Origin of the sequence: Bradyrhizobium niftali (genome assembly GCF_004571025.1) — a bacterium.
In the GTDB taxonomy this organism is placed as follows: Bacteria; Pseudomonadota; Alphaproteobacteria; order Rhizobiales; family Xanthobacteraceae; genus Bradyrhizobium; species Bradyrhizobium niftali.
Window position 1 is genome coordinate 944,936 of record NZ_SPQT01000001.1, and the last position, 24,726, is coordinate 969,661.

A 24,726-nucleotide genomic window follows, 5' to 3' on the forward strand; every position below is an offset into this window, starting at 1 on the left:
GCGCGGACCTGCTGATCAGGTTGCAGGGGCGACATGTTTGAAGCGGCTGGCGAGCTAATGCGGGACATGGCGGGCGGATCGCCGAAATCCGGACAGCCGGATCGGGAGGGCGTTGTGCTCGGGCTCTCGCCCTCCGGCTTTCACCAATTGGCCTATACCGATTGGGGGCCCATCGCGGACGAGAGGCCGGTCGTTTGCGTGCATGGACTGACGCGGCAGGGTCGGGATTTCGACCATCTGGCGGAACAGTTAGTGGCTGCCGGACGACGAGTGATCTGCCCGGATTTGCCGGGCCGCGGACGCAGCGGCTGGATCGACGATCCCGATCACTACGCGCTCCCCCAATATTGCGCCGACATGAACGCGCTGATCGCGCGCCTTGGCGTTTCTGAGGTGGACTGGGTTGGTACTTCGCTGGGCGGGCTGATCGGGATGATCATGGCCGGCTTCTCAGGCAGCATCGTCCGCAATCTCGTGATCAACGATATCGGCCCCTTCGTCTCGTCGACCGGGCTGCAGCGGATCGGCCAGTATATAGGCAAGATGCCATCGCTGTTCGCGTCCCTTGAAGATGCAGAGATGTACTTTCGAACGGTGCTGGCGCCTTACGGTGATCTGCTCGACGAGCATTGGCGTCATCTCACCACGCACAGTGTTCGTTGGGACGATAGCAAACAGGGATACGTGCTGTTATGTGATCCGAAGATTGCGAAAGGGTTTCGGTTGCCATGGTTTCAGCCGCTCAATCTCTGGGCCTATTGGGAGGCCATCAAGGTCCCGGTGCTTGTGCTGCGCGGCGCTCGCTCGGATTTGCTTTCATTCGATCTCGCGGCAGAGATGCGAAGGCGTAACCGACTGGCCAATGTTTTTCAAGTCGATGATTGTGGCCATGTACCACCACTGATGGCTCGCGAGCAGATTGATGTGGTCACCCAGTTTCTGCAGGCGTGATGGAACGCTGCCGACTGCGTAGGGAGGACAAGATGGATAATCTGGTGGGATATACGTCCGAGAAGATCTACGACGTCCCCGCGGAATGGGCCAACCGCGCCTGGGTCGACCAGGCCAAGTACAAGGACATGTACGCCCGCTCGATCGCGGACCCGAACGCCTTCTGGGCCGAGCAGGCCAAGCGCATCGACTGGATGCACGCGCCGACCAAGATCGAGAACGTCTCCTTTGCGCCCGGCAATATCTCGATCAAATGGTTCGAGGACGGAATCCTCAACGTCGCCTATAATTGCATCGACCGGCATCTCGCCAAGCGCGCCAACCAGACCGCGATCATCTGGGAAGGCGACGATCCCTCGCAATCCCGGCACATCACCTACAAGGAACTGCACGACGAAGTGTGCCGGATGGCCAACATCCTGCGCACCCGCAACGTCAAGAAGGGCGATCGCGTCACCATCTATCTGCCGATGATTCCGGAAGCCGCCTATGCGATGCTGGCCTGCGCCCGGATCGGTGCTGTTCACTCCGTGGTGTTCGCGGGCTTCTCGCCTGATTCACTCGCCCAGCGCATCAACGACTGCCAGTCCAAGATCATCATCACCGCCGACGAGGGCCTGCGCGGCGGCAAGAAGGTGCCGCTGAAGGCCAATGTCGATGCCGCATTGGCAAAGGCCGACGGCGTCGACTGGGTCGTGGTGGTCAAGCGCACCGGTGGCAAGATCGACATGAACCCGACGCGCGACCTCTGGTACCACGAGGCAGCGGCGATGGTGACGACCGAGTGCCCGGTCGAGCACATGCATGCCGAGGATCCGCTGTTCATCCTCTACACCTCGGGCTCGACCGGCCAGCCCAAGGGCGTGCTGCACACCTCCGGGGGCTACCTCGTGTTCGCCTCGATGACGCATCAATACGTCTTCGACTATCACGACGGCGACATCTACTGGTGTACCGCCGACGTCGGCTGGGTCACCGGCCACAGCTACATCCTCTACGGGCCGCTCGCCAACGGCGCGACCACGCTGATGTTCGAGGGCGTGCCGAATTACCCGGATAATTCGCGGTTCTGGAACGTCATCGACAAGCACAAGGTCAACATCTTCTACACCGCGCCGACCGCGATCCGCGCCCTCATGCAGGGCGGCGACGAGCCGGTGAAGAAGACCTCGCGCGCCTCGCTCCGCCTGCTCGGCTCGGTCGGCGAGCCCATCAATCCCGAAGCCTGGGAGTGGTATCACCGCGTCGTCGGGGACGAGCGCTGCCCGATCGTCGACACCTGGTGGCAGACCGAGACCGGCGGCATCCTGATCACGCCGTTGCCGGGCGCGACCAAGCTAAAGCCGGGCTCGGCGACGCAGCCGTTCTTCGGCGTGGTGCCTGAGATCGTCGACGCCGACGGCAAGGTGCTGGAGGGCGAGACAGCAGGCAATCTCTGCCTGACGCGCTCATGGCCGGGCCAGATGCGCACGGTCTATGGCGATCATGCCCGCTTCGAGCAGACCTATTTCTCGACCTACAAGGGCAAATACTTCACCGGTGACGGCTGCCGGCGCGACGCCGACGGCTATTACTGGATCACGGGCCGCGTCGACGACGTCATCAACGTCTCCGGCCATCGCATGGGCACCGCAGAAGTCGAGAGCGCGCTGGTGGCGCATGAGAAAGTCTCGGAGGCTGCAGTGGTCGGCTTCCCGCACGACATCAAGGGCCAGGGCATCTACGCCTATGTTACCCTGATGGCCGGGATCGAGCCGACCGAGGATCTGCGCAAGGAGCTCGTCACCTGGGTGCGCAAGGAGATCGGCCCGATCGCTTCGCCCGACCAGATCCAGTTCGCGCCGGGCCTGCCAAAGACCCGGTCCGGCAAGATCATGCGCCGCATCCTGCGCAAGATCGCCGAGGACGAACCGGGAAGTCTCGGCGATACCTCGACATTGGCCGATCCCGCCGTGGTCGATGATCTCGTGAAGAACCGGCAGAACAAACGATCAGCGTGAGCGGAGAGGGCGGCGGATGAATATTGATGCAATCGCGATCGGCCATGCACCACCTGATGATGTCAACGTCGTCGTCGAGGTGCCCCTCGGGGGAGAGCCGATCAAGTACGAACTTGACAAGAATTCGGGCGCGCTCGTCGTTGACCGTTTCCTCTACACGCCAACGCGTTAGCCCGGCAATTACGGATTTGTGCCGCGTACACTTTCGGACGACGGTGATCCGATCGATGTACTCGTCGCCAATACCCGTCCCATCGTCCCCGGAGCCGTCATCAATGTGCGTCCGGTCGGCGTACTGAGGATGGAAGACGACGGCGGCGGCGACGAGAAAATTGTCGCTGTCCCATCGTCTCGTCTCACCCAACGTTACCAGCACGTACATAGCTATACCGACTTGCCAGAGATCACCTGGAAGCAGATCGAGCATTTCTTCCTTCATTACAAGGATCTCGAACCCGGCAAGTGGGTGCGTCTGGCGGGATGGGGAGACGCGGAAGAAGCCCGCGAATTGATCGAGGCGGCGATTTCGCGCGCCGCCAACCGAAAATCGCGCTGAGGGAGCGCTGAAATGAGGCTTGTATTGTTGGGACCTCCTGGCGCCGGAAAGGGAACTCAGGCGTTCAAGCTTTCGCAAATCCTCGCGATTCCGCAGCTTTCGACCGGCGATATGCTTCGCGCGGCGGTGGCTGCGGGAACACCGATCGGGCGACAGGCCGCAAAGATCATGGAGCGCGGCGCCCTCGTGCCGGATCCGTTGGTGCTTGAGGTAATCGCCGAACGCGTTGCGCAGCCCGATGCCGAGAGAGGCTTCATCCTGGATGGCTTTCCGCGCACCGTAGTCCAGGCGGAGAGCCTCGACGAAATCCTCAATGGCCACAAACTGGATCGCGTACTGGAGCTCAAGGTCGACGAGGACCAACTGCTCGACCGAATACTCGGGCGCGCGACGCAGGCCCGTGTAAATGGAGAAGCGGTACGAGCAGACGACAACGAGAAGGCGCTCAACGCACGACTGAGGGCCTATGCAGACCAGACACGGCCCTTGACCCACTACTATGGAACCAAGGGATTGCTCAGAACAGTTGACGCCTCGCTGCCTATCGACCGTGTCACCGCAGAGCTTGTCGAGGCAATTCAATGAGAGGAACGGAGCACCGGGCGACGAATGCTCGTTTCCGCCAGATAAGACCTGTGCTGCAACCCCTAAGTCATCGACTTTTCTAGTCCCGTAGCTGCCCCGAATTGGCTGCCGTGTCGAATTCCCCATCGGGCGCCGTCTCAGATCGTCACTTGAACCGATTGTTGATATCGGTATTTGCGCCACTCGCCGACCGTTTTGGAGCGACGGGATTGCACAAGAAAACAGGGTTTCCGAACTAATGGGTTTCGCGATGTAGCGAACCAGTGGCTGACCCAAGCGCAGTAACGACCTCTCATCTGATGAAAATGCAAGTTTGGAAGCGCCGCGCGCTTGGGTCTCGCGAGTCACGGAGAAGGTCCCCGTCATGTTTCGCGCGCGGGGATGTGGCGACCAACAACGGCGAGAGAGAGGGCGAGACCGATCATGGCGACGCCCAGCATCAGGAGATAGCCGTCCTTTCCGCCGACCGTGATCACCGTTGCACCGGCAAAGGCACTGAGGATGGCTCCAAGCCGACCAAAGGCGAGGGCGGAGGCCGTGCCCGTGGCCCGGACTGAGGTTGGGTAGACATAGGCGCACACGGCGTACATGGTCGACTGCACCGCATTGGCGAAGAAGCCTTGCACACCTAAGCCTGCTATCAGAATGCTTGTCTCCAGCGCGATGTTCACGCGGGTCAGGTAAAGCGCGGTGGCGGCGCCGAGGAGGCTGCACAGCAGGAGCGGCCAACGGGAGCCGTACCGGGTGATGGCCATGGCGCATGTCAATGCGCCGAGCACGCCTCCGAAGTTGTAGGCCGTCAAACCGGACCCCGCAATCGCGACGTCCAACCCTTCGGACGTCAGCATCGTCGGCAGCCACGTGAAGGCACTATATACGGCAAGCAGGTTGAGAAAGAAGGCGCACCAGAGCGCGATCGTGTCGCGGGCTCGGCCCTTCTCGAACAACGCAGGAAAACCCTCGCGCTTCTCGATTCTTTGCTCGCTTAAATCTGTGAAGATGATGTCGGCCGCGACCGGACGCGACATTCGTCCGACGAGCCGGCGCAGCTCGGTCCAACGCGCGGGCCGGCGCGTCAGAAAACGGGGCGTCTCCGGAAGTATGAACAGCAGAATGAATCCGAGGAGCACGGCCAGAGCTCCGCCGAGAAAGAACAGGGCCCTCCAACCGAGACTCGGCAGGACCAGGCCGGCGAACAGGCCGGCGAGCATGCCTCCAAGTGGGACGCAGACGATGGTCGCCGTAATGGCGAGCGTCCGCCGCCGTGCGGGCGTGAATTCCGCCGCAACGGTCGTAGAGCTCGGCAAGGCGCCGCCAATGCCGAGTCCCGCAATAAATCGCAGTGCGCCGATGTGCCACAGGTTGGCTGCAAAGCCGATGCAGAAGGTTGCCAGCCCGAAAACCATCACGCTGACGATGACGGCCCCACGTCGTCCGAACCGGTCGGCAAGGAGGCCGGCGAAGGCGCTCCCTATTCCCATTCCGACTAGGCCGGCGGCAAGGGCGGGAGCAAAGTCACCACGGGTAACGCCCCATTCCTTGATCAGAACGGGCACCGCGAAGCCGATCAGCTGTCCATCGAACCCGTCCATGATGATCGACAGGGCGGCGATGAAGACGACGATTTTCTGCAGGACGGTCCAGGGGCCATCATCAAGGAGCTGCCCGATGTCAAGCGAGGAATGTGCGTTGTCGCCGCTGCTTCTAACCTCACCAGGAATGCGAGTTGGACTGGAGCCGGTTGCCGCAATGTGCGGAGCAGACAAGGGACCCATGGGGTACGACTCTGTCATGACTTGATTTCCTCCTGTTGTTTTGCGCCGTGTGGTGAACTGCCAACACGATCTTTCCTATGCCCGCATGACTGCACAGGACTTTGCTGTTCAGGCATTGCGGGCGATCTTTGCGTCGATGTGCCGGATCAAGGCTAAAACAGTTTCAGTCATTGGCGTTGAGAGGCCGCGTTCCTTTGCGTGTCTCACGACGGCACCGCAGATCGCCTCGATCTCGGTGGGTTTTCCGGCGAGCACGTCTTGGAGCATCGAAGGCTTGTGGTGCGTGTGATGTTGCATGGCGGACGCCAGGGTCTGTTCGACATGCGAACGATTGACGGGAAAGCCGCAGGCAATAGCGGTGTTACAGACTTCCGCAGCGATCGCGAACGCCAGGCCGCGCGTAGCAGCGTCGGAGCCGATCTGGCCAACCGTCGAGTGCGTGAGCGCGCAAAGCGTATTTAGGGCGGCGTTGAACGCAACCTTTTCCCATATTGCGGTTTCGACCTGAGGATCGACGGTGGCGTTCAACCCGCCGCGCGCGAGCAGTTCGGGCAGCAGCTTCAGAATTGGCGTCGCAGGCTCGGAAGTCGCCGCCAGGCGGGCGATCCCCGCACCGTGCGACTCCACGTGGCCGGGCGCGACGAGGTCTGCAGGATAGGTCGTGATGCCGATCAGGACGTTCTGGGGGGGAGCGAAGGCGGTCAACGCGAGCTTGTTATCGAGTCCGTTCTGAAGGCTCAGCAAGACCGTCTCCGGGTCGATGCAGGCGCGGACCGCCGAGAGGGCGGAACTTGTGTGCATGGACTTGGTGAAGACCATGACGAGATCGAATATCGTCGCCACCTCCTGTGGAAAGACAGCTGGCAAACGGATGGACCGCTCGCCTGCGTCTGTCTTCAGGACGAGACCGTGTTTTCGGATCACCTCCACATGCGAGACATTCAGGTCGATCAGGGTAACGTCCGATCCGCCTTCGAAAAGACAACCGCCGAACAATGATCCCATCGCACCGGAGCCGAGAATGGCGATTCGACGCCGTGGTAACTGCCGATCTGACATTCTGTGCTCCGTCTAGACGAGCCTGATCGCGCCTCGCCCGAGGGGGAGACGACATCGTTTCATTGGAGATTCGAGACCGGGCTCGCGCCTGATCAGAACGGGTAATGTCGTTCGCTTGTCTGGATGGTCATCCAGCGGGTGTCTGTGAACTCGGCGATTCCAGATTTGCCGCCAAATCGCCCGTATCCGCTGTCCTTCACGCCTCCGAACGGCATCTGAGCCTCGTCGTGCACGGTAGGGCCATTGATGTGGCAGATCCCGGATTGAATGCGCGAGGCGACGCGCATGCCTCTCGACGTATCCCTGGTGAACACGGCGGACGACAAGCCGTAGGCATTGTCGTTTGCGCAGGCAATCGCGGCTTCCTCCCCCTTGACCCGGACGATCGGCTTGATCGGTCCGAAGGACTCCTCGCTGTAGATTTTCATATCCGACGTGACGCCATCGATCAGCGTGGCCGGCATCAGCGTGGAATCGGCTTTCCCGCCACACAGCAGCTTTGCGCCTTTCGCGAGCGCGTCATCGATGAGGTCGTTGCAGCGCTTGACAGTGCTCATATCCACGACCGAACCGAGAACGACAGGGCCCTTCCTCGGGTCGCCGAGTGGCAGCTTGGAAGCCTTGTCGGTGAGACGACGTACAAACTCGTCTGCGATGGTCTCATCAACGATGATTCGTTCGGTCGACATGCAGATCTGTCCCGAATTCGCAAAGGCACCGAACGCGGCTGCGTTCACCGCGGCGCCGATATCGGCATCGTCAAGGACGACGAGCGGCGCCTTGCCTCCGAGTTCGAGGACCACCGGCTTGAGATACTTCGCGCATGTGGCGGCAATGATCTTTCCGACGCGGGTCGATCCTGTGAAATTGACCCGGCGGACGGCGGAATGCGCGATCATCGCTTCGACCACGGATCCAGCGTCCGACGGAGCGTTGGTGACGTAATTGACGACGCCCTGGGGAAAGCCGGCTTCCTTGAATGCCTCGACGATCAGCCCGTGAGTTGCGGGGCACAGCTCGGACCCTTTCAGAACGACGGTATTTCCGCAGGCCAGCGGAAGCGCGATGGCTCGCACGCCGAGGATCACAGGCGCATTCCAGGGCGCCATGCCAAGGACTACCCCGGCGGGCTGCCGCACCGCCATCGCGAAGCTGCCGGGCACATCGGAGGGAATGATCTCACCGCTGATCTGCGTCGTCATTGCCGCGGCCTCAAGCAGCATGCCGGCGGCGAGATGGACGTTGAACCCAGCCCAGATCCCCGAGCCGCCGGTTTCGGCAGCGATGGATGCCGCAAATGCAGGGGCCTTGGCCTCCAGCGCGTGCGCTGCCTTAGTCAGAAGGGCACGGCGCTCCGATGGCCCTGTGGCAGACCAGCTCGGGAAGGCCGCGGCGGCCGCTTCCACAGCTGAAACCGCATCGTGCGCTGTGGCTGCCGGTGCTCGCGTTGCAATCTGGCCATCGAGCGGATTGAGGCGCTCGAACGTGGCGTCACCGGTGGCCGCTCGTTGCTCGCTGCCGATCAACATCGAGATCGTATTCATGTCTACTCCCTCGGTTTTTCTACCTGTGCAGGTCTCTGTCCTCGACCTCGACTTCGATCAGGGTAGGTCGCTCGGACGAAAATGCCTTGTCCAACGCGTCGTGGAGGCCCTTGGCGCTCCCGGCATGGACTGCGGAGCAGGCCAGGCCCCTCGCGATCGAGACGAAATCGAGCCCGGGAAGGTCGGTGCCCTGGACGTGCTCTTGCGAACTGAAGCCGAACACAGGTGCGAAGTCCTGTAGCGCGGCGTAACGCCCGTTCTTGAGAATGACGAAGGTGACGGGCAGACCGAGTTGCGCCGCGCTCCAGATGGCCTGGATCGAGTAGAGGCTCGAGCCATCGCCCATCAGGCCAATCACACGGCGGCCGGGCTTGCCCAACGCCACGCCCACCGCGGCGGGCATGCCGTAACCGAGGCCGCCGCTGTCCATCGTGTAGAAGGCTTCGCTCTGCGTGATGGGCAAGTGCGCCTGCATCACAGGCCTGGCGCCCGGCGCTTCCTCGACGATGATGCTGTCGGCAGGTTTTGTGTCCGCAATGGTTTGCATCACGAAGGCCGTCGAGAGGGGCGTCGTCGGCTCCACTCGCCGCGCGATGGAGCGAGCAGGAGGAAGGGCACGCGTCGGGGGCCTCGCACGTGCCAGAAGATCCAGGAGGCCGAGCCGCACACTGCCGATCGCAGCCATTCCCTCCGGCGTCCATGCGGCGGTCTGGGGATCGTCGGTCAACTGGAAAAGCTCGGCTCCATCTGGCAGATGCGGACCAAACCCCTCGACATGATACGAGAACGCCGGCGCGCCAATGGCGAAGACGAGATCGTGTCCGTCGAGCAGGTGGACGATCTTCTCGCGGATCGCCGGCAAGAACCCGGCGAACAATCGATGGTCCTCGGGGAAGCTACAGCGGCCGGACATCGGCGCAGTGAAGACCCGCGCATTGTGCGCTTCGGCAAGCTGCCGGACCTCGTTGAAGGCCCCGTCGCGATCCACGGCCGCTCCGACGACGAAGGCCGGCCGCTTCGAACGATCGAGGGCGTTTCCGATTTGCTCGAGAATGGCTGGATCGGGGCGGACCTGCTGGCTGACCGTGCGTGTTGGCAGATACTCGGCCGGACGGTCCCAATCGTCCACCGGCACCGAGACCAGGACAGGCCCGCACGGTTGCGTCATCGCGATGTAGTAGGCGCGCGCGATGGCATGCGGCACGTCCTCGGCACGTGCCGGTTCAATACTCCATTTCACGTAGGGCTTCGGCAGCTCGGTAGCTTCTCTGGAAGCGAGAAACGGATCGAAAGGGAGGATGGAGCGGGCCTGTTGTCCTGCCGTGATGACGAGGGGCGTCCGGTTCTTGAACGCGGTGAAGATGTTTCCCATCGCGTTGCCGACGCCGGCCGCCGAATGCAGGTTGACGAAGGCCGCGTTGCGCGTTGCCTGTGCAAAGCCGTCGGCCATGCCGACGACGACTGCTTCCTGGAGCCCGAGGACGTAGCGGAAGTCTTCAGGAAAGTGCCGGAATAACGGCAATTCCGTCGATCCCGGATTGGCGAAGACAGACGTCATGTTGAGACGACGCAGCAGGTCGACGACGGCATCGCGCACTGTCGGCGCAGTCACCCGTTGTTGCTCGAACGTATCCGTCCCAGTGGCCATATCGTTCCCATCCCGGTTTTTTGTCGTTCGGACACTAGGGGAGGGACGCCGTTGCAAAGAATTGAAAAAAAGGCGAAAACCCATTACACTTGGTTATGGCCCTGAGCATCGAACAGCTGACGACCTTCACCACGATCGTCAAGGCGGGGAGCCTTGGCCGGGCGGCTGCCCTGTTGAACATGACACAGCCCGCGCTGAGCCGGGCCATCAAACGGCTGGAGCAGCAACTCGGCGCCGAACTGTTCGAGCGCCACTCCAAGGGCATGCAACTCACAGATATCGGAAGGGCCTTCTTGCCGCACGCGACTTCGCTGCATGTCGAAGCCACGCAGGCGCTGGAGGAAATTCAGGCGCTGCGCGGCGCGGCGAAGGGGACCGTCCGCGTTGGGGCAGTGGCGAGCATCGCGAGTTCGATCCTGCCGCCCGCGATCGAGCGGACCTTGACGAAGTGGCCCGGTCTTCACTTCGAAGTCTTTGAAGGCGTCTGGGACTTATTGGCAGCGAGTTTGTCGAAGCACGAGATCGATCTCGCCTTGGGCGCGGACGCGCCGGACACGGACGAAATCGTGGCAATTCGCGATTGTTGCTGGGAGGACACGAGCCACGTGATCGTTTCGTCTGGACACCCTCTCAGGCGTCGTCGAAAGTTGACGCTCGCCGATACGCTTCACGAGAAATGGACGATCCCGCCGCCTGGCACCGGACCGCATCAGCACGTCGAGCGTGTGTTCGCCGAACAAGGCCTCGGCATGCCCGACGTCATCGTCAGAACGCGCTCGATCACGGTGCTCAAGAGCCTTGTCGTCGATTCCGGGTTTCTGAGCTGGATGGCGGAGCCGATGTTCGAGCCGGAGCGGCGCGCTGGCCTCATTGCACCCCTCTCGATCGCGGGGGTCGATGGGAGGCGAAAGCTGGTGGCATTTCGCCGCCGGCGGGGTCTCCTGGCCGTTCCGGCAGTGAAGCTGCTGGACGAGTTGAGGCGGCTAACGTCGGCGGGAAACCGCAAACGCTGACCGCACATCCGGCCATGTTGGCCGGACCCCTTCTAGGAATGCGTCGCCTGCCCGTTCCGACAGTCGCGCGGCGCCACGCCGAACTTGATCCGGAAGGCCTTGCTGAAGTGGCTGAGATCGTTGAACCCGTTGTCCGTCGCGATCTGGGGCACGCCGCGCGCTGATCGCGGTGATCTCGGCGTATGAGCGGTTGCCCTGTGGGCCGAAGGCTCTGCCGTTCCGGACGCTCATTCTTCACTCAGTCGGTCGAGGCTGCAGGCTCGCTCAGAATGGTCGGAGCAGAGGCTGTTGTCATCAATGCGAGCGCTTGCTCCCGAAGCTTGCTTTTCATGATCTTACCCACCCCCGTCAAAGGCAGCGGTTTGTCGCCGACCCATACTCTTTTGGGGCATTTGTATGCGGCGATATGGGATCGGCAGAATTGTCCAATATCGGGCTCGGTTAGTCTGGCGCCCGGTTCGCGCACAACAAAGGCGTGCACCGCCTCGCCCCAATACGGATCTGGAACGCCGACCACTGCGCAGCTCCGGACGCCGGGCAAGGCTTCGAGCACGCGTTCGACTTCGCCGGCGTAGACGTTTTCTCCGCCCGTGATGATCAAATCCTTCAACCGGCCGACCACAGCGATATACCCATCCTCGTCGCGACGGCCCATGTCGCCGGTTCTCAGCCAACCGTTGCGCAAGACTTCCGATGTGCGTGCAGGATCTCGCCAATAGCGAGCCATAACACCCTCACCACGTACAACGATTTCGCCTGTCTCACCAGGAATGCATTCCCGGTCGTCCTCGCCGGAGATGCGAACGTCGAATCCGGGGAGCGCAATGCCGGCCATGCTCAGTCGCTCACGGCTTGATTTCTCTAGGCGGTGGGCCTCGGACGGCAGCGTCAGGCAGGAACCTCCGGCTTCCGTCTGCCCGTAAACCTGGTGAAAAGAGGCGTTTGGCAGCTCTCGAATCGCACGCCGCAAAAGGGGCTCGCTGATCGGCGACGCTCCGTATCCGACATGTTCGATGCGCTGAAGTGCTGCCTTGTGGCCCGAGGTGTTCTCGAGGAGTGTGGCGAGGTAGGTGGGCACGAGGCCTAAAACATTTACGCCGTGATCGGCGATCGATGCGAACACATCGTCAGGTTTGGTGGAGCCGGGAAAAACATGAGTCCCGGCGGCCAGTGTGATTCCGTGTGTGTGCGTCAATCCAGATAGATGAAAGAGGGGGCTGGTGTGGAGATAAACGGACATCGTGTCGTGGCGCATAATATTCAGCAAATTCTCTGCCTGTCTTAGAAACGAGCGCCCAGTGAGCATTGCCCCCTTGGGAGTACCCGTGGTCCCTCCCGTGTAAATGATGCCGGCAATGTCCCGATCTTCGCCGAAACGGAGGATCGTTGGCTTAGAGGGCAGGCAGCCCGTCGGCGTAGGCTCGCGGAGGTCGTTGAGAGTCTCTATCTGCAGCGCGCGAGAGATTTGGCATTCGGCCGCGATTGTGTGTGCAGTATTGGCGTGTGCCGCGTCAAACAGCAGAGCGGCAGCCTCGACATGAGAAAGGATGGCGCCGAGTTCGCTGGATGACAATCGTATGTTCAGAGGGACCAGCACGGCTCCCGCGGCCCAAACGGCATAGGTCGTCGCAAGATGGGCCGGAGAATTTCCTGCCAGCAGACAGACATGCATACCGGGTTCAAGGCCGTTCTTTATCAAGGCGCCCGCAATCTGAGAAACCCGCCACGCAAAGGCGGACCATGTCTCGGAGCCTGCTTGGGAAACGACTGCCACGCCGTTGGGATTTTGGCGCGCCGCGCTCCAGACAAGCGTATCAAACGTGGGCATCTCCATCGTATTCATTTTCGTCTTCTTCTGTTTGCTTGAGGCCGGGACCTCGCCGCGGGAGTTTCTGATTTTAGGCTACGCTTCCGGAGTAGAGGTGCATAGGTCTACGCCGCGGTTGACCAAGTTACTGTCTAGACGGTAAGTTAGTTTTCTTAAGCGCAGACACAATCCTGGCAAGTTCCAAAAAGCCTAGTCAACACGGATGATACATGCTCGAACAGATGAGGGTGCTGAGTTTTTCACATTGGCTTCAGGGTCCAGCCGCTTCCCAATATCTGGGCGATATGGGCGCCGACGTGATCAAAGTGGAGCCACTCGAGGGCGCTTTCGAGAGACGATTCAGCCCCGCGGGAGCCTACGTGGATGGACATTCAAGCAGCCTCTTGGCAGCAAACCGCAACAAGCGGTCAATTGCGATCGATTTGAAGCATCCGAAGGCCAAACGGATCATTCATCGGCTCGTAGAAACGATTGATGTTGTTACTGAGAACTACCGCGTCGGTGTTCTCGACCGTCTCGGCTTCGGGTTCAAGGATCTGCAACAAACGAAGCCCAATCTTATCTATGCATCAGCCACGGGTTGGGGGGTGAATGGTCCGATGGTTCAAGAACCAGGACAGGATTTGCTTGCCCAAGCGCGTACGGGTCTGATTGCGGCGACCGGCGATCTTGCCACGCTACCGTCGAGCGTTGGTGCCGCGATCGTCGATCAGCACGGCGGGGCGCTTCTGGCGCTCGGCATTCTTGCCGCCTATGTGAAGCGACTTGCAACCGGCGAGGGGACGCGGGTCGAATCGAGCCTCCTCACGTCTGCAATCGATCTGCAAGCCGAGACGCTGACCCATTTCTTCGCCCGGCGGGCAACGCGTGCAAATATCGAGCGAGATCCGCATATCGGGCTTTGGTTCTCCGATGCTCCCTATGGCGTCTACCGGCTTTGCGATGCGCACATAGCCGTCAGTGCGGGAGGGACATTCGAAGACCTACCTAGGCTCCTCGGTATTCCGGAATTGGCAGAGCTCGGACCGGACGGCCGCAAAACGCGGCGGAATGAATATGCCAAATTGTTCGCCGCCAAACTCGAGACGATGACATTCGACAAAGTTGCTGCGGTATTGACGTCGCAGGGGATCTGGTTCTCACGGGTACAGTCCTATGACGACCTCCCCGATGATCCCCAAATTGCGGCCATTGGAGCATTAACCCGCGTTCCGGTTGGGGAGGCCCAGGCGACGCTAGTCACTCACCCCATTCGGTATGATGGCGAAGTGCGCCCAGTACGCCACCTTCCGCTCGCTCTTGGCGATTCGACGCGGGCGGTGTTGCAAGAAGCCGGTTATACGGAAGACGAGATCGCTGCCCTCGCGGCCGAAAAAGCCATTGGGGTCGCCGATCCCGACTGATCGAATACTGTGGGAGCTTGCCAAGGTGTGGATCGAGCCCCACGGTGAGTGCACTAGCGGTTCATCAACGCGCGGGAACCTTCACGAGCACGTACGTGAGGTGCTTCCCTTTGGCGACGAGGAAGTTGTGTGGAATCTTGGCTGGGATGTGAACCAAGTCACCTGGCGCGAGCGCATGCCGCTCCCCGCCCTCGATTCCCGTGCCTAGGTACTCGCCGATGCCCGGGCCAGCCTTGGGGTCGATCATTTTGCCGCCCAGGAGCAACGTGCCCTCCCCGCTTTGCACAATGACGACATCGACAAAGTTGTCATGCTGCTCAGGGAGTCCATCCGCATCCCGATAAAGCATTCGGAAGCGGTAATGGCCGTAGTCGGCCAGCGTTTCCCGCGCGGAGTTATCCGCACCGACCTTCTTGGATATCGCCTCGTCTCGTTGCTTCAGTTCGGCCGGCTTCCACATGGCGAACCCCACCGGGTCCGCAGCCAAGGCAGGGGTAACAAGAAACCCGGCGGTGAGGAAACAGATGGCGGCCTTCATCGACGGAGCTCCTTTGATGTAGTGGAACGTCTGTGTTGTCTGGCTGACGATAGCGATGAGCCGCGCACCACGGCGAGTCGACCGCGGGCGATGGTGCGTCGGCTCAATCGCAAGGTTAGCCGGCTCGTGATTTCTGAAATCATTACTTGAGTTCTATGACGACCGCTCGCGGTGGACCTTGGGTGGCTTCCTCGGACGGAACGTCAGTACCTGCCGGGACATATAGAACATCACCGACATTCCACCGCGTGTCGTTTACCGCCGCACCCTCCGGAGATTGCCGAATGACACCACCCTTGAGAAATACGACAACTGCGTCTCGACCCTGCTGCCGCCTCGGGATCCGTTGACCCTGAATCCAAGTTACGTCCCACACGGCGACCCGGTCGTTCTCCAGTCCTTTCGTGGCTCCGTCCCTTGGAAAGCCTGATTTGGTAGCAGCCGCCTCTGCCGGTTTCGGAACCGTTTTCAGTTCCACCATGATGGCCCGCCTCTCTTGGTCGCTGACACCCTCTTCAGCGTGAATCGTGCCCTTCGGATTGAACCGGACAAACCCAAATGGAGCGGGCCGACCAACAGAAGACGTTCCGTCTCGTTCCGTAATCTTCACTGCCCCTTCAACCAATGTGACTGAGAGATAGTCGACGGGGTGTTCATGAAGTAGGGTGGCCTTGCCCTTTGGCCACGTCGCATCCCAGATAATGACGCGACTATTCTCCAGTACCTTTCTCGACCCTTCGCGCGGAAACGCCGGCGGGAGATCCTCCGCCTTGAGAGACGCTGTGAGCGCCACGCTTGCCAGGGCGAAGAGGATGCCGCCCTTGAGAATTGTTCTGTTCATTCGATCTTGTCCAGGGCGCCGAGCCGCCACGGCCCCTCCAGGTAGAGGCGATCGCCCTTCCCCCACGACCCCGCGAGTGCGCGGTCTATGAAGATGTTGATGCCGATGTCCACGCCGCCCGGCGTGTGTGCATCGGCCGGAAACATGTGGTCCGCGACGGCTTCGATAAACGCGGCCTCCGACGGAATGAGGAACATATAGCCCGGCGACACCGGTGCGTCATTGGTTGAGCTCTCTGCGCGACGCTCGCCAATGGCGTTGCGGCGGCTGTGACCGCTCCGCCGCCAATTGCCCGCGCTTGAGAAAGTCGCGTCCCGAACTGTCCGATTCGCCCATGGCTTCTCTCTGGATCGGTTAACTCGGAAGATCGTTGCAAGTAGCGTTAGGTCAAGCAATCCGGTCCGAAGGTCGGCACCCGACGCTCGGCTCCTAGAGCTCGGTCGGCACTGACACGCTCAGCTGTCCGGCAGCGGTGATCATCGTTCCTCGAAAAATGTCAGGAAGGGCGATAGAGGCTGGACGACACCCGGCTGAAGTCGGGCGCTTCCTTGGCGAAGAACGCACGAACGCCTTCTCGGGTCTCGGCTGAACTGGAAACGAGGTCGCACATCAACAGCGTGCGGGCGATCGCCTCGTCCTCGGAGACGTCGAACGCCAGATCCACGGCCGTCTTGCACACCGAAAGTGCGAGCTTGGGACGAGCAATAAGCTGCCGTGCGAGATCCAGCGCGACCTCCATTGCCTTGCCGCTCGGCACCACGCGATTGATCAGCCCCCACGACAGCGCTGTCGCCGCATCGATCGGTTCGCCCAAGAACATCATTTCCTTCGCGCGAGCCTCCCCGATGCGTCGGCTGATACGAACCGATCCTCCACTGCCTGGGAAGACCCCAAGCTTGATCTCCGGCAACGCGAGCCGCGCATCCTCATCGACGACGATGAGGTCGCAGGCGGAAGCGAGCTCAAGTCCGCCGCCGAAGGCAAGGCCGTGAATGGCTGCGATGGTCGGAATCGGCAGGTGATCGATTCGGCGAAAAACCTTATTCTCGCGGATTAATTTCTTGTGGAGGACATTCCCGGATTCTGCATAAGCCGGGAATTCTCGCACGTCCGAACCCGCGCCAAAGGCCTTGCGGCTTCCGGTCAGAATGAGCACGCGCACGGTTGGGTCTGCATCGATCGTATCGAGATGACCTTCGAGAACGCCCATCAGAGCAGTCGTCATCAGGTTGAGCGGCGGGTTGTCGAACGTGATCGTCGCGATCCCCGCATCGATGGTCAGGTGATGGTCAGTCATGGTTCGGTTTCCGTTTCAGATTCAATTTTTGCGACCTATTGGACGTTTTGATGAGGCCGCGAAGGTCTCCCCCGAGTACAAATCCCACGCCGAGTTGGATGTGACAAACTGTTGTCGTGTCGGATACGATTTGGTCTCATGGAAGCCTCTCAAAGCCTTCTCTCACGTCTGCAGATCGAACTTGTTGTTCAGCTCGGAAGCGGCCGTCGACGCGGTAGGTTTGTCGCCCGGAATCGCTCCCAATTCCCGCAGGCGCCGGCGAAGGCGCTCGATATCAACGTTCTTTACGTTTGCTTCGCTTTCGAGCGCCATGGACGCAGCCACTCCGGCTGCCTCACCCATTGCCATGCAGGGCGGGATCTCGCGCGAGATCTTCTGAGCGGTCGATGTGGCGGAATAGTGCCGTCCCGCCGCGAGCGCGTTTACGAGCCCCTTCGGCTGAAGCGCTCTATAGGGGGTGAAGTAGTCCCGCCCACGCGCAACTGAGTCGGCAAACCAGCGACGGTTGGTAATGTCTTCCTTCGTCACGACGTACTCGCCTTGCAACAGTCGCGTCTGGCGGACGCCAAGCTGCGGTGCGAAATCTACGACGAAACACTTTTGGAAGCCGGGAAGGTTCTGCTTTACGTACTCGACGAGTTGGTCAGCGCGTCGTCGGGTTTCGTACTCGGCCCGCGTCATGTCGGTGACATCGAGGCCATCAATTCCAGTCAGGTGCGGGCAGTTGCACCACACGATTCCAGGCAGAGGAGTCTTAAGCCACCAGAACTCCCAGGAGCCGCCGATAATCTTGCGCGCCTGTCCATCGATGCGTGCGAACGCCTCCGGCTCCTCCTGCTGGAAGCGGTCGGCTTCCTCGGTATCCACGCCGCCCAATCGGAAAACATTGGTCACTAAGTATTGCTCGTGCGCAAACGGAGCGCCGGCGGAGGCGAGAACATCGAGGTCGCCGCTTGCATCGATTACAACATCTCCCATGATTGCCTGACGGCCCGATTTCGTCTCGCAGACTACGCCCCGAATGCGGTCATCTTCGACGATAGCGCGGGAAAACCAGCTATGCAGTCTCGTCTCGACGCCCGCTTCGCGCACCATCTCAGTCGAGACACGCTTCCAGCTATCCGGATCAAAGGTCGCCGCATAGCAGACGGGGGGAGGCTTTGTACGCGCGTAGAGATCGAACAGGCCCCACCGCGCCCACTTTCGATAGTGTTCCGGCGTGGCTGTCCGTTCGTGCTGAGGAGGGACCACGGCCAGGCCCTCGCGTTGCATCCTGTCAATGTACTCTGCACAAAGGCCCATCACTGTAATTTCCGAGCCCGAGCACATGTCGTCGAGCACCAAAACCATACCGCCGGAGGCCAGGCCGCCAAGATAGGAATAGCGTTCGAGAAGAACGACGGATGCGCCCTGCCGTGCTGCCGCGACGGCGGCGCAAACACCCGCCGGACCGCCTCCAACCACTACGACATCGGCGCGCGACGCGATCGTGGCTGAACGATCTGCGGCAAGGTGAAGATCGACGCTGTCTGACATCGGGATTGCTCCAGGAAAGTTGCGCTAATTAGGTAAGCCGGCTGTCGTTGCCGTTCGGAATGACCTTAATGACGTGCTCAGCCGACAGAACGCTTTCATTGCGCTGGTTGATGCCTTTGACTTCACAGTAGAGGCGGGCGCGCTCGGCGTCTTTTCGGCGAAGAGTGTAATCGATCCTAATAGTGTCTCCGAACCGGACCGGTCCGAGAAAGCGCACGCGATCATATCCTGCAGAAACACCCGGAATGTTCGCACGTGCCGCGAATTGGCTCGATGCTGTGGAGGCGAGTCCGAGGATCAGGACGCCATGAGCTATCCGGCCCTCGAACCGCGTTCTCTTCATGTATTCTTCGTTGACGTGTACGGGAGCGAAATCTCCGGTAATGCCGGCAAACATATAGACGTCCGCTTCGGTGACTGTCTTCTCGAACTGAACGGTTTCACCTAACTGGATGCTATCGATTATTTGCTCGCAGCTTCTCACGCTTCGATTCCTATTTTTGGCGATTTTTCTCTTCGTCAGAGGTTGACGAACTTGCCGTCCTTGACCGTCACGAAGAACATGGTGCCTGGGCCCCAGCCGTCGTGATTGGTCTCGCTGTACTCCACTGGGGCTGCCGCATAGAGTTTGACGGGCCCCATTTTCTCCACGGCGTCACGAATCTCGGATCCAGTCGTGGCGCCCGTCCGCAGTGCCTGAACAATGGCTTCCATCGCGGTTGCGCCGCACACCGAGCCATACGATCGATTACCACCATGGTCCTTCAGCAGTTCAACGAGAGGCTTCAACGGTCCGGGATCGAACGGATTGCTGTTCGAAAGCGCAATAAGACCTTCCGCAGCCGGACCAGTAGCTTCAAGGATGGCGCTCGAAACAAGCGCGGAGACCCCGTACACGGGCGCCGTCGAACCCATCTCACGCAGTTTCCGGAGCATGCTGCTCGCCGTCTGCGTTTGCGAAGCCGCGATCAGCACCGCATCGGGGCGGGCATTTCGTAGCTTGATGGCGTGCGTGGTGAAGTCCGTGTTCGAGATGGGTGCGGATACAATCTCAGCGATCTTGATGCCGTTCTTATTGGCGTAGTCCTTCATCATCTCGGACGCTTGCTGGCCATAAGCGTCTTCCTGCACGAATATCGCAATCGTCTTGCGCCCATCGGCCTTCACCTTGTCCATCAACTTTGGAGCGTCCGCGCTGAGGGGAGGGGCCATCCGGAAAATCCATTTGAAGTAGGATGTGCTCGGATCCGTCACGGATTGCGACGAGGTCGGCGCGAAGATCGGCGTCTGGTTGCGCGCGGCGAAATCGGCAAATGCCAATGTTTCCGAAGCCGTTCCGGCCCCGAGGATGGCGACCACCTTGTCGTCCAGAATGACCTGACTCGCGACACGGGCGGCTTCAGTCGGGTTCGTCTTTGTATCGCGTATGACGAGTTCGATCTTGCGTCCGTTAATGCCACCTGCGGAGTTGACCTTTTCGGTCACGGCCTCGGCGGCTCGGCGCTCGTCCAACGTATAACCAGCAGAGGTCCCTGTCAGGCCGAGCAGAATGCCGACCTTGATTGGGTCCTTCGAGGTCGATTGGGCCGAAGCGCTTGAGATACCGGCCGCAAGAACAACCGCTGTTACGAGACAACGAAACACTTGCATCACGTTTTCCTCCGCAGGATGTTGTTCTATTTGAAATATGCCATGGCCATTCGTTCACGATCGGCCAGTTCCGCCCGACCGCCTTGCGACACGACTTGGCCGGCGGCCAACAGCACGAAGCGATCAGCAGTGATGGAGACCAACGTCTGATTCTGTTCGACAAGAAGGATGGCAATGCCGGTCGTGCGGAGCCCGTTCAACGCTTCGGCCAGTTCTCCGACGATAATCGGGGCCAAGCCCTGCGATGGCTCGTCGAGCAGCAAGACTGTCGGCCGTCCGGCTAGGCATTTCGCGACCGCGACCATTTGTTGCTCGCCGCCGCTCAAAGATCCCGCCGCCGTATTCCATCGCTCGCGGATAAATCCGAACCGGCCAGCGGCCTCCTCGATCGCGGCGGCGCGCTCCGTTGAAGGTGCCAACCGGGCGCCGAGCGCCAGATTTTCGCCGATCGTCAACGTGGGAAACAGGCCGCGGCCTTCCGGCACCGTCGCGAGACCCGCTCGGCTTCGACGATGCGTCGCCATGCCCATCAGGTTATTTCCGTTGAGCAGCACCTCTCCCGAGCCGGCAACGGTACCGTTTAGCGCGCCAATTAAGCTCGTTTTGCCAGCACCGTTTGGTCCGATCAACGCGACGATCTCGCCGGGGTCAACTTGGAGCGAGATATTCCGGCAGGCTTCCAACAGTCCGTAGCGTGCGCCAACTTCGCGACAAATCAGACTTGGCCGGGTTGAACCGCCTGCTTCAATGGACATAGGCAGGCCCCAGATATGCTTCGACTACCTTTTCCGAGCAGACCACCGAGTTCGGCTCTCCGCGAGCGACAACCGTGCCATTCACGAGCGCCAACAACTCATGACTGAGCCTGGAGACGAAGCCTACGTTATGTTCAATCAGTACGATCCCGATCCCGCTGGCTGCCGCGTTTTTGATGGCATCGGCCAGGCGTATCCGGTCTGACTCGTCGAGTCCGGCTGCCGGCTCATCAAGCAGCAAGTAGCGTGGGCCGGCGACCAAGGCCCGAGCCACCTCGAGCAGCCGCAACTGGCCGAGCGACAGCGATCCGGCGCGGTCCTCCGCCGCTCCGCCTAACCCGAGGAGCCGTATTTTCTCAATCGCACCGTTCCTGAGATGCTCTTCGCTGCGGCCGACCGAAGGTAACCCAAGAAAGCAGGCGAGACGGCCTTGCGCCAGGTGAGGCGTATATCCAAGCATCACTGCGTCAAGCACGGTTCGATTCATGTCCAGCCGCGGCGTTTGAAAGGTGCGACTGATGCCGCGTCGGACGCGCTCGTCCGTGCGCAACTGTGTGATCTCGACGCCGTCGACGACCACCGTACCCTTCGGCTGGATCACACCCGTGAGGCAGTTGAAAAGCGTCGTCTTCCCGGCACCATTCGGGCCGATGAGGCCGAGGATGCGTCCAGGTGTGACTTCGAGTGAAACCTCAGCGAGCGCTTGGAGGCCACCGAAGCGAACGGAGAGATCTCGAGCTGACAGGGTCATGCGCGCTCAAGCCTCACGCCAGGTGTGTTCTTGGCTTCCGGAATCGTCGTGGCTCGGCGGCGGGTCCATCGCATCATCCCCGGAGAGACGATACCGTCAGGGAAGAAGACGAGAATGACGATGAGGAGGGAGCCGAAAATCATTCCTTGTGTGACGGTGCCCGGAAGAAGATCGGAGGCAAGCGTAAACAGTGATGCTCCCACGATCGGCCCCAAGACCGACTTGCGCCCCCCCAGCACGACCATGAACAGGATGTTGGCCGACAGGGTCGGATCCAATGAGTCCGGCGCCATAAAACCAATGTAATGTGCGTAAAACCAACCGGCGAACCCGGCAATTCCGGCGGACAGGGAGAAGAGACTTGATAGCTCAAGCGCGACATTGGTGCCGGTTGATTCGGCGAGAAGGCGGTCCACCCGGATCGCATTCAGTGCTCGTCCGCGTCCGCTTTCAACGTAAGAAGCGTAGCAATATGCTACGATGAGGACGGCCGTCCAAACCGTCCAATGCGCATACGAGCGTTCGACGCCGATAATCGGAAGAGGTGCGATACCGGTGATGCCGTTGTAGCCGCCAGTCAATCGCTCCGCCCGCTCGAATACGACCTTGAAGATCATCACGAGCGAAATAGTGACCAGCGCAAGAGACAATTCGGGAAGACGAAGGAGCGGCCGTGCAATCACGAATGCAAGAATCGCTGGGAGGCCGACCGAGACAACAAGTGAAGCGAAGGGTGACCAGCCGAACTTGACCGTCAGGATCGCGGTCGTGAATGCTCCCACGGCCGCGAACCCTCCTTGTGCCAGTGATATGGCGCCACCTTGGCCATAGAGAAGCCCAAGAGGAAGCGCGAGAAGGCTAAAGAATCCGATCGTGACCGATGTCGCATAGATAGATGGCCTGACCTCGCCGGCGATCGCCAGCGTAATCGCGATGCCCAATATGATCAGGACAGGAGAGATCCTGCTGAGACGAACGCTTCTGGTCATGGCCGCGCTCCGTGGAACATGTCGCGCGAAACAAGCCCGCTACAGAGGACGGCGACGATCAAAATGGGCGCCGTCGCCGCGTCCCAGCCCTGCGGCAGATAGGCTTGGCCAAGTGCAATTGCGAGCCCGATCAGAAGCCCGCCCGTGAAGGCCAGGGAAACGGTCACGCGGCCGAGGACCACGGCCCCACTGAAGGCAACAATAGAGAGCGCAAAACCACTCGAGTAGGACACGCCGATACTCATGGAGGCGAGAACGCCTGCAACGCCTGCAATCGCGCCCCCTAGCAGGAATACAACGAATTGAACACGGCGGACCGGAATGCCGGTAAGGCTTGCAGACTTTGCGGAGATCGCGCTTGCGCGCATTAGAAGCCCCGCAGGAGACCAACGAAGTGCCGCGAGTAGTCCCGCCAACAGCACGACAGCCAAAAGGAAAGCGAAGACGCCTTGAAACGTGAGAAACACGCCTGCCACGTCAAAGGCGCCCGGAACGGATGGAAAGAAGCGGTTGTCGGTCCCGAACACGCTCTGAAGCGCAGATTCGATGACGAACGTGTAGGCGATCGTGCAGAGTACGATCAATATGGTATCGCGGGTCGCGCCAAGTCGTCGGAAGATCAGGAAGATGACGCCCATCGTGCCACTGAGCGCCGTTGCCGCCAAGATTCCAAGGAGCGCGCCCCAAGGCGGCCCTGCCCATACAGCCACCATGCCAGCCGCGGCCGCGTAGCTGCCTGTTGCAACGTCAACGACGTCCGTGGTCATCCAGACAACTGCAATGGCGAGTGCGAGGAGGCCGAACACAGCCCCAAGAAAGATTCCATTCAGCCCGAATTCGACGAAGGCCATGCCTCCTCCGGTTTCGCTCCCTCGGAGTGCTTCGCGGTTGCATCCGCCAGCGCTCTCATATATCTAACTGACCGAACGGTAACTAATATGGACGCGGCATGTCAAGCGAGTTCGACGGTTTGATCGGAAGAGTTAGTCGCTACATTATCGACCATCCCGACGACCGCGACTGGTGGGAGCGCGGGCCGGCTCTCGTCGGCCTTCAACGCTTTGAAGATCCCGAGGCGAACCGAGTGGTGGAAAGGTGGATCGACCGCGCGGTCGCCCGACAATCGAGCGCCGGGTATCTCGCGAATGATGAGCGTGACTATCTCGGCTCGGGCCATGTGCGCGTCTTTACGCCATCACCGGCGAACGCATCGTCGTTCGGTGTTGCATTGTTAAACGTCTATCGGCGCACGCGCGAACAGCGCCTGCTCGACGCAGCGCTTCTTCACGCTGAAGCCCTGTTGGCCGCGAAACGAACGAGAGATGGCGGCATTGTGGCCCGGCTCGAAGCGCCCGAGCTATGGATCGACTTCGCCTATTTGATGGCACCTTTCCTGACCCTGCTTGGCTGCGTGACGGGCAGAGCGGAATTCCTTGATGAAGGGGCGCGTCAGATCGAGGTCATGGCAAAGCACCTCGTCGATCCCCACCAGAATCTCGCGCGCCATGTGTGGTGCGAAACCCCAGACCATTATCCACAGTCGACGTTCTGGGCGCGAGGAAATGGGTGGCTCGTTGCTGGACTTGTTGATGTCATCGAGATGAAGCCCGACCACGCCGCAGCAGATCGGCTTTGCGAACTTCTTCGCAGGGTTCTCACCTCGTTGCACGAACGGCAGGACCGCTCGGGCTATCTGCGACACGTGCTTGATGATCCCTTCGCGCCATTCGAATCTTCGGGGACGTTGCAATATGCCTATGCGGCCGCGGCGGCAGCCAGGCTCGGCCTCGTCGAGTCGGGATTTCGAGATTCCGCGATCCGGGCTTTTCGTGTCGTAGCGGATTCGGTCGGCGCCGACGGCGGCGTGCCGGCTGTTGCACTTCCGCCGGGGGGGCCCGGCGTGCCGTTTGGAAAAGCGCCGTTTGCTCAGGGGTTCCTGCTCCTCGCGGCTTTTGAACTTCAAGCCGAACTGCGCCGTTGAAAGTGCTCCAACCAGATTAGAGGTGC

General features: G+C 60.7%; 23 protein-coding genes and 1 pseudogene. 7 read left to right on the forward strand and 17 right to left on the reverse strand.

All coding sequences use genetic code 11. The features are described from left to right. Window positions 1–33: 33 nt before the first annotated feature. From E4K65_RS04185 to E4K65_RS04200, 4 genes and pseudogenes are all read left to right on the forward strand, one after another. Complete coding sequence (locus tag E4K65_RS04185; RefSeq protein WP_235885464.1) at window positions 34–951, forward strand: alpha/beta fold hydrolase; 918 nt, start codon at window positions 34–36, stop codon at window positions 949–951. A 32-nt stretch (window positions 952–983) separates the two neighbouring features. After that, complete coding sequence (gene acs, locus E4K65_RS04190) at window positions 984–2,951, forward strand: acetate--CoA ligase (protein ID WP_167770504.1); 1,968 nt, start codon at window positions 984–986, stop codon at window positions 2,949–2,951. 16 nt (window positions 2,952–2,967) lie between these two features. Beyond that, window positions 2,968–3,507: pseudogene (ppa, locus tag E4K65_RS04195) on the forward strand (inorganic diphosphatase). A 12-nt stretch (window positions 3,508–3,519) separates the two neighbouring features. Next, window positions 3,520–4,092 carry an adenylate kinase gene (locus E4K65_RS04200; RefSeq protein WP_135173019.1) on the forward strand — a complete coding sequence of 191 codons (573 nt, stop codon included), beginning with the start codon at window positions 3,520–3,522 and terminating at the stop codon, window positions 4,090–4,092. Between the two features lie 362 nt (window positions 4,093–4,454). Here the strand turns inward: E4K65_RS04200 and E4K65_RS04205 are convergent, their stop codons facing one another. The 4 genes from E4K65_RS04205 to mdlC all read right to left on the reverse strand — a co-directional run bounded on the left by E4K65_RS04205 (window position 4,455) and on the right by mdlC (window position 10,118). Further along, window positions 4,455–5,885, reverse strand: a complete 1,431-nt coding sequence (locus tag E4K65_RS04205) for an MFS transporter (protein WP_167770505.1) — start codon at window positions 5,883–5,885, stop codon at window positions 4,455–4,457. 90 nt (window positions 5,886–5,975) lie between these two features. After that, window positions 5,976–6,926 carry a ketopantoate reductase family protein gene (locus tag E4K65_RS04210; RefSeq protein WP_135173020.1) on the reverse strand — a complete coding sequence of 317 codons (951 nt, stop codon included), beginning with the start codon at window positions 6,924–6,926 and terminating at the stop codon, window positions 5,976–5,978. 92 nt (window positions 6,927–7,018) lie between these two features. Further along, window positions 7,019–8,470, reverse strand: a complete 1,452-nt coding sequence (locus E4K65_RS04215; protein ID WP_135173021.1) for an aldehyde dehydrogenase — start codon at window positions 8,468–8,470, stop codon at window positions 7,019–7,021. A 19-nt stretch (window positions 8,471–8,489) separates the two neighbouring features. Then, window positions 8,490–10,118 carry a benzoylformate decarboxylase gene (gene mdlC / locus E4K65_RS04220; RefSeq protein ID WP_135173022.1) on the reverse strand — a complete coding sequence of 543 codons (1,629 nt, stop codon included), beginning with the start codon at window positions 10,116–10,118 and terminating at the stop codon, window positions 8,490–8,492. A 95-nt stretch (window positions 10,119–10,213) separates the two neighbouring features. Between mdlC and E4K65_RS04225 the strand changes: the two genes are divergently transcribed. Continuing rightward, the gene (locus tag E4K65_RS04225; RefSeq protein WP_135173023.1) at window positions 10,214–11,131 is read left to right on the forward strand and encodes a LysR family transcriptional regulator; all 918 of its coding nucleotides are present in this window, start codon (window positions 10,214–10,216) and stop codon (window positions 11,129–11,131) included. Between the two features lie 32 nt (window positions 11,132–11,163). On the opposite strand, the gene E4K65_RS49955 is transcribed toward E4K65_RS04225, so the two are convergent. Both E4K65_RS49955 and E4K65_RS04235 read right to left on the reverse strand, forming a co-directional pair. Further along, window positions 11,164–11,283, reverse strand: coding sequence for a helix-turn-helix domain-containing protein (locus tag E4K65_RS49955; RefSeq protein ID WP_167770506.1), 120 nt, complete (start codon window positions 11,281–11,283; stop codon window positions 11,164–11,166). An 86-nt stretch (window positions 11,284–11,369) separates the two neighbouring features. Then, entirely contained in the window at window positions 11,370–12,974 is a 1,605-nt protein-coding gene (locus tag E4K65_RS04235; protein WP_135173024.1) for a class I adenylate-forming enzyme family protein, read from the reverse strand. A 194-nt stretch (window positions 12,975–13,168) separates the two neighbouring features. Between E4K65_RS04235 and E4K65_RS04240 the strand changes: the two genes are divergently transcribed. Next, on the forward strand, window positions 13,169–14,362 hold the full coding sequence (locus E4K65_RS04240; RefSeq protein WP_135173025.1) for a CaiB/BaiF CoA transferase family protein: 1,194 nt from the start codon (window positions 13,169–13,171) through the stop codon (window positions 14,360–14,362). Between the two features lie 64 nt (window positions 14,363–14,426). Here the strand turns inward: E4K65_RS04240 and E4K65_RS04245 are convergent, their stop codons facing one another. The 11 genes from E4K65_RS04245 to E4K65_RS04295 form a co-directional block, all read right to left on the reverse strand. Next, window positions 14,427–14,900: a cupin domain-containing protein gene (locus E4K65_RS04245; RefSeq protein WP_135173026.1), complete on the reverse strand. Its 474-nt coding sequence runs from the start codon at window positions 14,898–14,900 to the stop codon at window positions 14,427–14,429. A 142-nt stretch (window positions 14,901–15,042) separates the two neighbouring features. Next, the gene (locus tag E4K65_RS04250; RefSeq protein ID WP_135173027.1) at window positions 15,043–15,741 is read right to left on the reverse strand and encodes a cupin domain-containing protein; all 699 of its coding nucleotides are present in this window, start codon (window positions 15,739–15,741) and stop codon (window positions 15,043–15,045) included. Continuing rightward, a complete protein-coding gene (locus E4K65_RS04255) occupies window positions 15,738–15,953 on the reverse strand; it encodes a gluconate 2-dehydrogenase subunit 3 family protein (RefSeq protein WP_209312030.1) in 216 nt (71 codons plus the stop codon). The genes E4K65_RS04250 and E4K65_RS04255 overlap by 4 nt, the downstream gene beginning before the upstream one ends. 284 nt (window positions 15,954–16,237) lie before the next feature. Further along, the gene (locus E4K65_RS04260; RefSeq protein WP_135173028.1) at window positions 16,238–17,038 is read right to left on the reverse strand and encodes an enoyl-CoA hydratase/isomerase family protein; all 801 of its coding nucleotides are present in this window, start codon (window positions 17,036–17,038) and stop codon (window positions 16,238–16,240) included. A 162-nt stretch (window positions 17,039–17,200) separates the two neighbouring features. Next, a complete protein-coding gene (locus tag E4K65_RS04265; protein WP_135173029.1) occupies window positions 17,201–18,574 on the reverse strand; it encodes an FAD-dependent oxidoreductase in 1,374 nt (457 codons plus the stop codon). Window positions 18,575–18,602: 28 nt separating this feature from the next. Beyond that, window positions 18,603–19,058: a MaoC family dehydratase gene (locus E4K65_RS04270; RefSeq protein WP_135173030.1), complete on the reverse strand. Its 456-nt coding sequence runs from the start codon at window positions 19,056–19,058 to the stop codon at window positions 18,603–18,605. A 35-nt stretch (window positions 19,059–19,093) separates the two neighbouring features. Then, window positions 19,094–20,224: an ABC transporter substrate-binding protein gene (locus E4K65_RS04275; protein WP_135173031.1), complete on the reverse strand. Its 1,131-nt coding sequence runs from the start codon at window positions 20,222–20,224 to the stop codon at window positions 19,094–19,096. A 26-nt stretch (window positions 20,225–20,250) separates the two neighbouring features. Then, window positions 20,251–20,979 carry an ABC transporter ATP-binding protein gene (locus E4K65_RS04280; protein WP_135173032.1) on the reverse strand — a complete coding sequence of 243 codons (729 nt, stop codon included), beginning with the start codon at window positions 20,977–20,979 and terminating at the stop codon, window positions 20,251–20,253. Then, entirely contained in the window at window positions 20,969–21,730 is a 762-nt protein-coding gene (locus E4K65_RS04285; protein WP_135173033.1) for an ABC transporter ATP-binding protein, read from the reverse strand. Before E4K65_RS04285 ends, E4K65_RS04280 begins: the two co-directional genes overlap by 11 nt. Further along, window positions 21,727–22,719, reverse strand: coding sequence for a branched-chain amino acid ABC transporter permease (locus E4K65_RS04290; RefSeq protein ID WP_135173034.1), 993 nt, complete (start codon window positions 22,717–22,719; stop codon window positions 21,727–21,729). Before E4K65_RS04290 ends, E4K65_RS04285 begins: the two co-directional genes overlap by 4 nt. After that, on the reverse strand, window positions 22,716–23,570 hold the full coding sequence (locus E4K65_RS04295) for a branched-chain amino acid ABC transporter permease (protein WP_135173035.1): 855 nt from the start codon (window positions 23,568–23,570) through the stop codon (window positions 22,716–22,718). Before E4K65_RS04295 ends, E4K65_RS04290 begins: the two co-directional genes overlap by 4 nt. Before the next feature lie 98 nt (window positions 23,571–23,668). Here E4K65_RS04295 and E4K65_RS04300 point away from each other — a divergent pair, with 98 nt between their 5' ends. Then, entirely contained in the window at window positions 23,669–24,700 is a 1,032-nt protein-coding gene (locus E4K65_RS04300; protein WP_135173036.1) for a glycoside hydrolase family 88 protein, read from the forward strand. Window positions 24,701–24,726 lie beyond the last annotated feature (26 nt).